We start from the raw sequence: 13,210 nt of genomic DNA, 5'->3' as shown, positions 1-13,210 counted from the left end.
CGTAAATATTTAATTCTTATAAATGAAAGAATATATTAGTAGAAAATATAATAGTTTTTATAATGTGCTTATTATAATTGTTTTAAACATATTAATTCTATTTACTTCAGTAATTATTTTCACTTATTTAGACGAAATAATTGCAAAAAATAAATATGATGTCTTGATTTTTTGTATTTCATTTATACTAATTTTATGTGTTTTTATTCGGATTAATTATCAGATTAATGAAATAGTGTTAGATAATAACATTAACCAACTTACAATTAAAAAGGTATTTTCAAAAAAAACATTTAATCTTAATGAAGTTCAAGAAATTAATCAATTTGTACTTCCATATTTAAATTATATCAAAATAAATAACAAAAAGTTCTTTTTTATATCAAGAGCTATTGATCCTTTTGGTGATAATTTTACATTTAATAGCGAAGAAGATTTAGAAAACATAAGATGCACTATTGATTCAATAAAAAATAACATTAATTAAAAATTTTCATTTATTTTAAATACATAATATTTCACTTTTAGAACAAATTATAAATCAAATTAGTATAAATATTCAATTTTTATACATCTAAAAATTAATTTCCCTTAAAATGCCATAAATGACTCAAAAACCTATTAACTTTGCTCAAACATTACACAGATGCAACCAAGAGAAGATTTTTTATTGAAAGCTTACGAGCTGGGAATTATAAAATTTGGAAATTTTACTTTAAAAAGTGGTATAGAATCTCCTTTCTATGTCGATTTAAGACCTTTAGCTTCGAGTCCACAATTACTAAAAACTTTAGCAAATAACTTATTAGATTTAGTTGAAGATGTAGAATACGACTTGATTTGTGGTGTGCCTTATGCAGCTTTGCCAATGGCGACTACAATGAGTTTAACATCGAATATTCCTTTGATTATCAAACGTAAAGAAAACAAAGGTTACGGAACTAAACGTATGGTAGAAGGTGTTTTTGCGGAAGGACAATCTTGTCTTTTGGTCGAAGATGTAATTACTTCTGGACAATCTTTGTTAGAAACAATTGATCAAGTTGAGCGCGAAGGTTTACGTGTAAAAGATTTGGTTGTTGTTTTGGATCGTGCGCAAGGTGGATCTGAAAAATTAAAAGAGCAAGGTTACAATGTGAAAACGTTATTTACAATTCACGAAGTAATCGATATTTTACATAAATATCACCGTTTGAGTGATGCGGAAGCGAAAAAAATCAAAGACTTTTTGGCTTTGCCTCCAGAAGCGGTTCCTGCAAAACAACGTATTGCATTGGAAGACAAGAAAATTGTACATCCAGTTGGAAAACGTTTGGTTGAATTAGCATTGAAAAAACAATCTAACTTAATTGCTTCTGCGGATTTAATCACTTCTGAAGAAATTACAGATTTCGCGAAAAAAGTTGGTGATCATATTGTTGCGTTAAAATTACATTCAGATATTATTCAAGATTTTTCGGATAACTTAATTGTTGAGTTGAAAAAAATCGCGCGTGAAAAAGAATTCTTATTATTCGAAGATCGCAAATTTGGAGATATTGGAAATACACAAGAATTACAATTTAAGAAATCGATTTACAAAATTTCTGATTGGGCAGATTTAGTAACTGTTCATCCAATTGGAGGTTTAGAATCGTTGAAAGTTTTCGAAAACACAGGTGTTATCACAATTGTTGAAATGTCTTCGAAAGGAACATTGACTGATGATTATTACTTTACAAAAGCAATTAATGTTTCGGAACAATCTGGAAATGTTTTGGGAGCTGTTGCACAACGTCAAGTTCCTGATAACTTGTTATTGTTTACGCCTGGTGTTAATATTTCTTCAACTGGAGATAGCAAAGGACAACAGTACAATACGCCAGAATTGGTTTTCAAAAATTACCACACAGACTTTATGATTGTTGGTCGTGGAATTTACAAAGCTGCTGATGTAAAAACTGCTGCAAAAGAATACCAAACTTTAGGTTGGGTTTCTTACTTACAAAGTTTGAATGACTAAGATTTAGATAAATTTCAAAAATATAAAAGCAAGCTATTTTCAGCTTGCTTTTTGTTTTTTATTTATAATGAAATTACTTCATCACAAATTTATGCGAAACACTATTTCCATTATCATCTTGAAATGTTGCGATATAAAATCCTGTAGATAAATTAGAAAGATTTACACTTCCATTAGAATTTTCAGTATTTATTGTTTTAATCATTCGTCCTGTTGCATCAATTATTTTGATCGAAATTGGAGATTTAAAATTTAGTTGGTAATTCAATGTTTTGTTTGAAATGTAAATTTTAGACGAATTTTTATCAACATCATTTGTTCCTAAAGTTGATGTTTTAGCAGCTTCAACCACATATTCAATCCCTAATTTTGTAAACTTCGCGGCATGCGTAGACGTACTTCCCATAAACGCATAAGTGTCTCCCGTTGTGTGTATATTAGGATTATCTTCTCCCATTTTAGACTCGAAAGGTAAAGTCGCCGCATAACCATTTTCCGACCAACTCGCATGATCTGAGCATCCATAACCACATTTTGAAGTATCATACGTGAATTGATGTAAACCCGTTTTATTATATTCGTCCATCAATTGCATCAAAAACGAATTGAGATTTGCATCACAATAAGCATCCGTCATCAAAATAACATCTTTCGTAGAACCTTTGTAATTCGTCATATCAAATTGCACATAACCTATTACATTTTTATTCTCCGAAGCGTATTTCTGCGCAATTTCTTTCGATCCAACTAAACCGATTTCTTCGGCGGCATAAGCCATAATTTCGGTAGTTCGTTGCGGTTTGAAATTATTTTTTAACAACACACGCAAAACTTCGGTGATTGTTGCAATTCCAGATGCATTATCATCTGCTCCTGGTGCAAAAGTTTGATTTGCATTCCAACCAACAGTCGAATCGGCATGACCTCCAATAATCACAAATTCATCTTTCTTTTCAATTCCATTAAAAGTCAAAATCAACGACTTCATTGGCGTATTCACATGATCAACGATTCTTACAAATACGTCAGTTCGTCCTGCATCAGCAATCATTTTCACCCAAACTTCTTTCAATTTAAGAACCGCATTATTTGCTTCTTGTCGTGTATGATAACGCGTTTTGAAATCTTCTAACATCAAAATTGTTTTCTCAATTTCTTTGACATCAACATCATTCAATGCCGTAGTTATAAAAGCTTGTTCTGATATTGTATAATTGAAAGGTGCTTTTTTCTGAGATGGCTTTTCTTGAAGTGATTCTAGTGCATCTTCTTTCGAATTTCTAAAAATATAACCATGTCCATGCGCAAATTTTCCATGTAAACTTTCAGCAATTTCTGGATGAAAATAAATAGCAGAAAAATTATTTTTTGAAGAAATTATTTCAATAGAATCCGCATGATTTTTTTGTAAAAAAGCGGCATTCTCAGTCTCCATTGTCGCAAAAATGAAGTTTTCTCTGGTTTGCGCAAAAGAATAAAGCCCATTCAATAAAAATGTGGTAAGTAGTAAAAGTTTAGTTTTCATAAAAAATCATATTAGTGTAAAACAAATATATGATTAATAATGATTTATCGTATTTATCAAAACAAAAAAATCCATCTTTCGATGGATTTTTTTATTAATATTTTAATTGAAATTTTATATAGGTAATCTTTTTACCTTCTTCCAAAAATTTCGATTCATAATATGTTTGTACAGCTGTTACAATTTCTGGAATATCTGAATGATCTGGGTGATAAACATCGTGTGTAGAACGAATAACTTCGTGTCCTTCGATGTGAATAACACCATGTGTATATCCGTGTAAAAATTCAGAGTCCGTTTTTAAATTAACTGTTCCTTCAGGTTTTAAGATGGTATTGTAACGTCTCAAAAATTCAGGATCTGTTAAACGATGTTTTGTTCTTCTGTATTTGATTTGTGGATCTGGGAAAGTAATCCAAATTTCGCTCACTTCATTTTCTGCAAAAAGATGATCGATAATTTCGATTTGAGTTCGAAGAAATCCAGCATTTTCAATTCCTTCATCCAAACAAGTCTTAGCACCACGCCAAAATCTTGATCCTTTAATATCTACTCCGATAAAATTACGATCCTTGTCACGACGCGCCATTGCAACTGTATATTCTCCTTTTCCGCACCCAAGTTCTAACACAATTGGTTTGTCGTTCTTGAAAAATTCTTTGTTCCAATTTCCTTTTAATGCAAACTCGTTAATTGCCTCTTCTCGTGTTGGTTGAACAACATTCTGAAAAGTTTTATTTTCGTTAAATCTTCTGATTTTATCTTTTCCCATTTCGGATATATTTTGCGCGAAATTACGAGATTTTGATTAATCTAAAAAACTGTTCTGAAAACACATAAATATCATCAAATAGTATTTATGTAAAAAGGTTTGTTATTTTTGTATTGAAAAACTAAAATTAGAAAAATGGATTTTATCAAACAATTTCATAGTGGCTGGGCTTATCTTGTGATTTTGATGGGCGTTATCTTTGTGATTTCAACATTAATTTATGCGATTTCTAAAAAAGATACAAACGCAACAATAAAAAAAATCGGGTTATTTACAACCATTACTTTTCACGTTCAATTATTACTTGGATTAGTAAATTTAATAAAATTGGCTGTTGATGTTTCTGGGGCAGAAAACATTATGAAAAACGATATTTTAAGATTTAAGTTGATGGAACATCCATTAATTATGATTTCTGCTGTTATTTTTATGACGATTGCAAATGCAAAACTAAAACGCTCTATAACTGTACCAATGAGCGTCCCTATTTTTGCAATAGTTTCATTTCTATTAGTAGCTTTAGGAGTTTTCTTTTTATACCAAAATCAACTTTGGTTAGTTTAAAAATTAGAATAATTTCACTAAAAAGAGTATTAATAACTTAATACTCTTTTTATATTTTTATGTGATTTATAATTTTTTTATTCTAATTTCGTTATTAACAAGTCGCTAAAGCTTTCTTTTAAATTTTAAGAATCTTTGGCACTCGATTTGAAATAGACTTGTACAAACTAAGAAATAAAATGAAATACATAAAATATCTATTCTCTTTGCTTTTGGTTTTAGTAACTTTTAACCTAAACGCTCAAGATTTTCATACAGCAAATATCAAGGTTGATTACGAACAAGAAACTGGAACTTTAAATATCACTGCGCGTACATTTACCAATCAGTTGGAAAAAGCAGTTGGTGCTGATGTTTCAAACAAATCTAACTTCGAAAACAAGTTGAAAGCGTATGTAAATAGTAAAGTTGATGTAAAAGTAAATGGTAAAGCTTTGGGAACTTCTTATTATGGTTATCAGGTAAATGATAAATCGACACGAGTTTTTTTTAAGTTTGATAAAATTTCTAATATCAGCTCGATAGAACTAAAAGTAGCTTTGTTGACAGATATTTTTAATGATCAACAAAACATTGTAACTTTTGATGTCAAAAATAAAAAAGACACAAAAGTATTAACAGGAAATAACGACACCGTAAAGATGTCTTTCTAATAAAGCAAAAGCCTTCCGAAATCGGAAGGCTTTTTTATTTCAAATATGCTTAATAATTATCTCTAATAATTCGTAATAACTTTTCGTTCTCATTTCGAATCCAAGATAAATCTTTGATCGAATTATTATTCATCAAACTAAAAATTAACGTTCTTCCAGATTTCGTTTTCAAATAACCACTCAACGTTACATTATTGTTCAACGTTCCTGTTTTGGCATAAATATAAGGTTGCGCCGAATCTTTGTATCTATTTTTGATTGTTCCAGTTTTACCACCTATTGGGAAAATAGAAAACAAACGTTGCTCGGGAAATTCGTTGTACATTTTCCCCAAAACTTGAGCAAAACTTTGCGGTGTAAACAAATTATAACGCGATAATCCCGAACCGTCAAACCATTCTGGTTGTTGTTTCAAATCATTCAACAAATATCTTTTAGAAAAGGTAATCGTTTCAGAAGCGCTCAATTTTCCTGGTAAAGTACTCGAAGCTAAAATCAATAAATGTTCCGCCAAAAAATTATCGCTATTTTCCATCATTTCGCGGTAAACATCATCTGATTTCTGACTATAAAACACTTTCGGATTATTGATCATTGGCGTTTTGACCATATCAACAGGTTTACCCAAAATTTGCGACAACGATTTTTCTATCACCGTTTCATTCACTATAAAAGGAACTTTTTCTGTTCGTTTTTTATTGCTGATATAAAATTTATTATCATAAAAATTCCTCGGCTCTGGCATTTCTCTAATTTCTGTCAATTCTTCAAAATATGTCGGAAATGTTTTGACAGAACTTCCATTTTTCGAAATCGAAACTAAATTTTCATGAATTGGAAATTGACTTCTTTCTGGTGCATAATCTTTTCTAAAATCGTCCCAAGTCCAACCTGGTAGAAAAGATTCTTCGTCGAAATTATTCCAATGAAAAACAATTTTAGAACCATTATTTTTCAAAAAATCTACCGCTCGTGTATTTTTATATTTTGGATGCAAAAAAGTTGGATCTCCAGTTCCTTCGATATGCAATTCGTCACCAATCAACTGATATTTGAATGCAGGGATAGAATCGTTCAACATTTTCATTGCTGTATACAACGTAAAAATTTTGGTATTTGATGCTGGAATAAAAAATTTATTCCCGTTATAATTATAGATTTCTTCTTTCGTGATTGGATCATACAAATAAAATCCTGTGAATTGAGTGGAATAGAAATCAGAATTGAGATGTTTCTCAATTAATTCGATCTGCGCAAATAGATGCACAGACGAAAAAATTGATAATATAGTAAGTAAATACTTCATTAATCTTTATTATCGAAAGGAACTGTTGGCGAATTACTATCATTCTTAATAATCATCTCTGTATGCGGATAAGGCATCGAGATATTATTATCGTCTAATGCATATTTCACCGCGCGATACAATTGCCAATAAGCCGTCCAATAATCACTATTCTTCACATAACAACGCACAGCCAAATTCACAGAACTTGCTGCAAATTCTAAAATCTCAACCGTTTTAGATTGTGTATCATCAACCAATTCATTTTTCTCTAAAACATTCAACAAAACTTCGCGCGCTTTGTCAAAATCATCATCATAAGAAATACCAACATTCACATCTAATCGACGATATTCTTTGACGGAATAATTGGTAATTGGATTATTAAACAAATTTGCATTTGGTAGCGTCACAACCTGCCCTTTTCCAGTAGCAATCACTGTATTTAATAAACTGATTGATTCGACAGTTCCTTCATTTCCTTGTGAAACAATATAATCTCCTACTTTAAACGGTTTGAAAATAATAATTAGAATTCCCGCTGCAAAATTTGACAAAGACCCTTGCAAAGCTAAACCAATTGCTAAACCAGCTCCTCCCAGTGCTGCGATTAAACCGGAAGCATCTAAACCTAATCGTGAAACAACAAACATTATCACGATCATTTTTAGAACAATATTTATAATCGGAATAAGAAAAGTACGAATAGATAGATCCACATTACGAGTAATCATACGTTTTTCAATCAATTTTTTCAATTTGCCCGCCAACCATAAACCAATTACTAACGTAAATATCGCAGAGACTAAACTCCACCCCACTTCAGACCCTTTCGTAATTAACCAGTTCGTAATATATTCTACATCTTTGATAGGTGTTGAAATCACATCTTGTAAACTATCAACCTTGTCTTGTTCTTGCATAATATTTTTTTAGTAATTCAGCGGATAAAATTAATTCCATTCTTACATCTTTTCAAAAAAATAAAAAAATTATCATTTTTTTTAACTAATTTTAATAAATCTGAATATTGGTACAATATTCGTTAATAACAAATTACAACTAAAAAAAGACTATAATTAAAAATTAAAATCTATGAACATTATTGAATTAGTAAAAGGGTATATTACCCCAGATTTGATCTCGAAAACTTCATCAGAATTAGGTGAAAATGAATCGGGAATTTCTAAAGCAATCAATGCATTTATTCCTATTCTTTTAGGAGGTGTTTTAGAAAAAAAGAATTCTACTACAGGCTTATTTCATACCATCAAATCTTTTGGTGCTTCTCGTGGATTAGCTAATATTTCGACAGAACAAGAAACTCCAGACACAATTAAAGAATTAATCAATGTTATTTTTGGTTCGAATGCGCAACCAATCGTTTCTAAAATTGCTGAATATGCAGGAATTTCGACAGGTTCATCTTCAAAATTATTAGACTTAACTGCATTAACAACTTTTGGATCTATTGGAAAAGAAGCAGAATTTAACAATGTAACAGAAGCTGATTTCTTTTCATCTTTAGGAGGAATTAAAGATAAAATTTTAGGATTAATTCCAACTGGTTTAGGACTTGGAGCTTTAGGTTTAGGAACAATATTTAACGATGCGCCTAAAATTACTGAAACAATAGATATTGCAAAAGATCATATAACTGAAACTATTACAGAAACAAGAAAAGTAGTTGATGTAGAACCAGAAGAAAAACCATATGTAGCGCCAGTTGATGCTTATGCAGAAACTCATAATAACAATGGTGGTGGAGGTTTTTGGAAATGGTTAATCCCATTAATTTTAGTTGCTTTAGCAGCCTTTTTCTTATTAAAAAAATGTAATAAGAACGAAGAAAAAACAGTTATTACAGAAGAATCTGAAATTGTGGTTGATTCATTAAATGAGGATTCTCTAAACGCTGCACCAAAAGAATTATCTGATATTGATTTAGATGGTGTTGCATTGAAAGGATATGCAAATGGATTAGAAGATCAAATTATCAAATTTATCAAAGCGCCAGATTTTGCAACAATGACAGAAGATCAATTGAAAGAAAAATGGTTCAACTTTGATAATGTTAACTTCGTTTTTGGTAAAACAGATCAATTAGAATCAGGTTCTGACATTCAATTAGATAATGTTGCTGCAATTTTGAAAAAATATCCTACAGCAAAAATTAAACTTGGAGCATACACAGATAAAGTTGGTGATGATGCTAAAAACAAAGAAATCTCTCAAAAAAGAGCAGATTACTTAAAAGCTGAATTAACAAAACGTGGTGTTGGTGCGCAAGTTATTGCTGCCGAAGGTTACGGAGAAGAATTTGCAAAAGTAGCTGAAACAGCTTCTGACGCAGAAAGAGCTTCTGACCGCAAAATGTCATTACGTTTCACAAAATAATCATTTCATAAAATTTCTAAATAAGGGTAAAGGCAACTTTATCCTTATTTTTTTGTTATTTTTTTCGAAACCAACTCGCAACAAGCTAAACAATTAATATCTTTGCACACTATGAAATTTTCAATCGATAAAAAAGACGAATTTTCTAAGGCAAGAGCTGGTGTTGTAGAAACCGATCATGGTAAAATCGAAACACCTATTTTTATGCCAGTTGGTACGGTTGGTACAGTAAAATCTGTTCACCAACGTGAATTAGAAGAAGATATTAAAGCCCAAATCATTCTTGGAAATACTTATCATTTGTATTTGCGTCCAGGAACTGATATTTTGCACAGAGCGGGCGGATTACATAAATTTATGAATTGGCAAAAACCAATCTTAACAGATTCTGGAGGATTCCAAGTGTATTCTTTAGCAACAAGTCGTAAAAAATCTGAAGAAGGTGTGCGTTTCAAATCGCATATCGATGGTTCTTACCACATGTTTACGCCAGAAAAATCAATGGAAATTCAACGTTATATCGGAGCTGATATTTTTATGGCTTTTGATGAATTAACAGGAATTCCAGCAAAATATCACGATGCAAAACGTGCTATGCACATGACACATCGTTGGTTGGAGCGTTGTAGAACTTGGTTAAACAATAATCCTGAATATTACGATCACAAACAAACGCTTTTCCCAATTGTACAAGGAAATGATTTCAAAGATTTGCGTCAAGAATCAGCAAAATATATTGCGGATTTCGGTGCAGAAGGAAATGCTATTGGTGGATTATCTGTTGGTGAACCAGAACCTGTGATGTACGAAATGACGGATATCGTAACAGAAATTCTTCCGCAAGATAAACCTCGTTATTTAATGGGAGTTGGAACACCTTGGAATATCATCGAATGTATTGCTTTAGGAGTTGATATGTTCGACTGTGTTATGCCAACGCGTAATGCACGTAACGCCATGTTGTTCACGTGGAATGGTGTTATGAATATGAAAAATGCAAAATGGAAAGATTGTTTTGAACCATTAGACGAAAACGGGACTAGCTATGTGGATAGTTATTACACAAAAGCCTATGTTCGTCATTTGTTCAATGCCAACGAAGCTTTAGGAAAACAAATTGCATCTGTTCATAACCTTGCGTTTTATTTAGATTTGGTAAGAGTTGCAAGACAGCATATTTTAGCAGGAGATTTCGCTCAATGGAAAGAACAAATTGTTCCACAATTAAAACAACGTCTGTAGTTTGAAAATAATTGATAAATACATCATCCGAAACTTTATCGGAACCTTTATCTTCATGGTTTTGATTTTGTCTACTATCGCTGTTATTGTCGATCTTAGTCAAAAATTAGGACGTATTAATGATAGTGGTTCTACAGCTTTTTCGGCTTTAACCCAATTTTACCCTTATTGGTCTATTTGGATTATTAACACCTTTTTACCAATTGCCGTTTTTATCACTGTGATCTATTTTACATCACGACTGACGATGCAAACCGAAATTGTAGGTGTGCTTTCGGGTGGTATTAGTTTTTATCGATTTACACTTCCATATATTTGGGTTGCTATATTTTTAGCAATTTCCGCTTTATTAGTAGGAAATGTAGTTTTACCTTGGGCAAATATTAAAAAAAATAAATACCAATATACCCATTTATTGAGTAATAACGACAAGGAAGAATATTACAAACGACAACGTATCGGTTCGCAAATTTCTCCTGATGAGTTTGTTTTTGTGGATAGTTATGACAGAACTGAAAAATTAGGAAGTTCTTTTATGTATCAAAAATTTGATTCGACTGAGTTGAAAAAACAAATCATCGCTTCAAGTTTTAATTGGAATGATAAAGATTCTACTTATGCATTAATGAGTGTTTACACACGCGAAATTAACAAGGATAAAACTGAAAAGTTAAATTACGAATCCAATACAAATTTGAAGTTACCAGCTTCTCCTGACGAAATTTTACCAGAAGAATATGTTGCCGAAACAATGAATACCTTCGAATTAAATGAATTTATTCAGAAACAAAAAGCAAAAGGTTCTGCCAATGTAAATACATACGAAAATGAATTAAATAACCGTTTGAGCGGTCCATTTTCAACTATTATTTTGACACTTTTGGCTCTATCGCTTTCATCTAAAAAACGTCGTGGAGGAATCGGAATCAATCTTGCAGTTGGTATTTCGTTAGCGTTTGTCTACATTTTCTTCTCGCAAACAACGTCTACGTTTTCCGAAAAAGGATATGTTTCGCCACTTGTCGCCTCGTGGATACCAAACATCGTCTTCGGATTACTAACTTTGTTTTTATATTTCAGACGAGCTCGTTCATAAAATATTTCAAAAATCCAGTTTCGAAAAGAACTGGATTTTTTATTTGATATTAAACCAATTATATTTTTAATTAAAAGAATATTTTTTTTATTCAATTGATAATAAGTAACTTTAAAATATTCTAAATTAATTTCTTAGATTTAAAAAAAGTTGAAGTGTAAAACTAAAATCAATTGATATGAAAAAAAATTTATTCCTTTTATTTTTAATCCTTTCGGTTTCTATTTTTTCACAAGAAACATTAAATACAATGTTTTATAATGTGTTCAAATTTCCGAATTCACTTCCTCAAAATCGTCAATTGATCTTAAGAGATATTTTAGACGAATACAAACCAGATTTATTTATGATTTGTGAATTAGTAACAGAAAATGGCGCTGATTTAATCTTAAATACATCTTTGCAAAATCAACCTGATAAATTTGCTCGCGCACTTTTTGTGGCTGATACAACGAAATTAGATGATCCGTTACAAACAATGGTTTTTTATAATACACGTAAATTGACGTTGGTTAATCAACAAAAAATCCCAACAGTTTATCGCGACATCAATCAATATTCTTTTCAATTAAATATTACTTCAAACGATCCCATTCATTTAGAAGTTTTTGTTGCGCATCTAAAATCAAGTACAGGACCTGCAAATCGTCAAATGCGTTTGGAAATGGTGCAAGAAGTCACAAAATCCTTGAAAAAATTAACGCAACCTAATACATATGTTCTTTTTGCTGGAGATTTTAATTTTTATAATTCATCAGAACCAGCTTATCAAGAAATTATCAATCCGGCAAATGCTATTTTGATGATTGATCCATTAAATGCACTTGGAAATTGGCAAGACAATCCAGCTTTTAGTTATTTACATACACAAAGTACACGCGTTTCTAACATAGGTTTTGGAAGCGGAACTAATGCAGGGGCAAGTGGCGGTTTGGACGATCGCTTTGATTTTATTGTGATGAGTGAAAATTTCAAAAACAGCTCACGTTTTTCTTTTATAAACGATAGTTATAAAGCGTATGGAAATAATGGAGATTGTTTGAATAAAGACGTTAAAGATCCTGATTGTACGGGCATTTACTCTCAAACTCTACGAACTAATTTGTACAATATGAGTGATCATTTACCTGTTGTCATGCAATTTAAAATTCATGAGAATTTGAGCACAAAATCAATTGAATCAAAACCTTTTATCTGGTTAAAATCAGCAAATATTACGAATGATAAAATTATAATTGGTATTGATAAAACACAATTAAATACTCAAAATAATATACTTTTCATTTACAATTCAGTTGGACAAAGTGTACAATCGGTTCGTATTAATAATCAATCAAATATAACGATTGATTGTCAAAGCTTAGCTTCTGGAATTTATTATATAAAAACAAAAGAATCGAACGAAATTTTAAAGTTTATAAAAAAATAATATTTTTATAAACAATAAATCCAATATGAAATATTTTATTCTGATACTTTTTACATTTCTCTTATTTAATTCTTGTGAAAATGAACAGATAATTCACTCTAATTTAATTAAAGAAAGTGAAAAATTTTTCGAAAAAAGAAATATAAATTCTAAAGATTTTAAAACCCTATTTTATATCAAAAAAGGTGATGATTATGCTCATTATGTTTTAAAATATTATAAAGTACCCGTTGTGCATTTTAAAT

13 protein-coding genes are annotated in these 13,210 nt (G+C 30.8%); 9 read left to right on the top strand and 4 right to left on the bottom strand.

The genetic code is table 11. The annotated features are described in order from the left end of the window. The first annotated feature begins 22 nt into the window (after positions 1 to 22). Positions 23 to 487, top strand: a complete 465-nt coding sequence (locus B4J88_RS07030) for a hypothetical protein (protein WP_286495705.1) — start codon at positions 23 to 25, stop codon at positions 485 to 487. A 159-nt stretch (positions 488 to 646) separates the two neighbouring features. Further along, positions 647 to 2,002, top strand: coding sequence for an orotate phosphoribosyltransferase (locus tag B4J88_RS07025; RefSeq protein WP_286479332.1), 1,356 nt, complete (start codon positions 647 to 649; stop codon positions 2,000 to 2,002). 73 nt (positions 2,003 to 2,075) lie between these two features. Here B4J88_RS07025 and B4J88_RS07020 read toward each other — a convergent pair whose 3' ends face one another. After that, positions 2,076 to 3,527, bottom strand: coding sequence for a M20/M25/M40 family metallo-hydrolase (locus B4J88_RS07020; protein ID WP_291067006.1), 1,452 nt, complete (start codon positions 3,525 to 3,527; stop codon positions 2,076 to 2,078). 94 nt (positions 3,528 to 3,621) lie between these two features. Beyond that, positions 3,622 to 4,299: a tRNA (guanosine(46)-N7)-methyltransferase TrmB gene (gene trmB, locus B4J88_RS07015; RefSeq protein WP_219033815.1), complete on the bottom strand. Its 678-nt coding sequence runs from the start codon at positions 4,297 to 4,299 to the stop codon at positions 3,622 to 3,624. A 135-nt stretch (positions 4,300 to 4,434) separates the two neighbouring features. On the opposite strand from trmB, the gene B4J88_RS07010 reads away from it, so the two are divergent. Then, entirely contained in the window at positions 4,435 to 4,863 is a 429-nt protein-coding gene (locus tag B4J88_RS07010; protein WP_114998669.1) for a hypothetical protein, read from the top strand. Positions 4,864 to 5,042: 179 nt separating this feature from the next. Then, positions 5,043 to 5,516, top strand: a complete 474-nt coding sequence (locus B4J88_RS07005; RefSeq protein WP_114998668.1) for a DUF6702 family protein — start codon at positions 5,043 to 5,045, stop codon at positions 5,514 to 5,516. A gap of 49 nt (positions 5,517 to 5,565) precedes the next feature. Here the strand turns inward: B4J88_RS07005 and B4J88_RS07000 are convergent, their stop codons facing one another. Both B4J88_RS07000 and B4J88_RS06995 read right to left on the bottom strand, forming a co-directional pair. After that, the gene (locus B4J88_RS07000; protein WP_291067004.1) at positions 5,566 to 6,822 is read right to left on the bottom strand and encodes a D-alanyl-D-alanine carboxypeptidase/D-alanyl-D-alanine-endopeptidase; all 1,257 of its coding nucleotides are present in this window, start codon (positions 6,820 to 6,822) and stop codon (positions 5,566 to 5,568) included. Then, positions 6,822 to 7,724 (bottom strand): mechanosensitive ion channel family protein, encoded by a 903-nt coding sequence (locus tag B4J88_RS06995; protein ID WP_221856081.1) that lies wholly within the window; start codon positions 7,722 to 7,724, stop codon positions 6,822 to 6,824. Before B4J88_RS06995 ends, B4J88_RS07000 begins: the two co-directional genes overlap by 1 nt. A 172-nt stretch (positions 7,725 to 7,896) precedes the next feature. On the opposite strand from B4J88_RS06995, the gene B4J88_RS06990 reads away from it, so the two are divergent. The 5 genes from B4J88_RS06990 to B4J88_RS06970 form a co-directional block, all read left to right on the top strand. Beyond that, positions 7,897 to 9,198: an OmpA family protein gene (locus B4J88_RS06990; protein WP_291067002.1), complete on the top strand. Its 1,302-nt coding sequence runs from the start codon at positions 7,897 to 7,899 to the stop codon at positions 9,196 to 9,198. A 111-nt stretch (positions 9,199 to 9,309) separates the two neighbouring features. Then, entirely contained in the window at positions 9,310 to 10,440 is a 1,131-nt protein-coding gene (gene tgt / locus B4J88_RS06985; protein ID WP_291047836.1) for a tRNA guanosine(34) transglycosylase Tgt, read from the top strand. Position 10,441: 1 nt separating this feature from the next. Continuing rightward, positions 10,442 to 11,536 carry an LptF/LptG family permease gene (locus tag B4J88_RS06980; protein ID WP_291067000.1) on the top strand — a complete coding sequence of 365 codons (1,095 nt, stop codon included), beginning with the start codon at positions 10,442 to 10,444 and terminating at the stop codon, positions 11,534 to 11,536. Between the two features lie 178 nt (positions 11,537 to 11,714). Continuing rightward, positions 11,715 to 12,965 (top strand): hypothetical protein, encoded by a 1,251-nt coding sequence (locus tag B4J88_RS06975; protein ID WP_291066999.1) that lies wholly within the window; start codon positions 11,715 to 11,717, stop codon positions 12,963 to 12,965. A gap of 25 nt (positions 12,966 to 12,990) precedes the next feature. Next, on the top strand, positions 12,991 to 13,210 hold a 220-nt coding region (locus B4J88_RS06970), incomplete at its 3' end, for a hypothetical protein (RefSeq protein ID WP_291060620.1).

The sequence above is a fragment of the Empedobacter sp. UBA5036 genome, assembly GCF_002415215.1.
GTDB lineage: Bacteria > Bacteroidota > Bacteroidia > Flavobacteriales > Weeksellaceae > Empedobacter > Empedobacter falsenii_B.
This window is presented reverse-complemented; position numbering and strand designations above follow the sequence as displayed.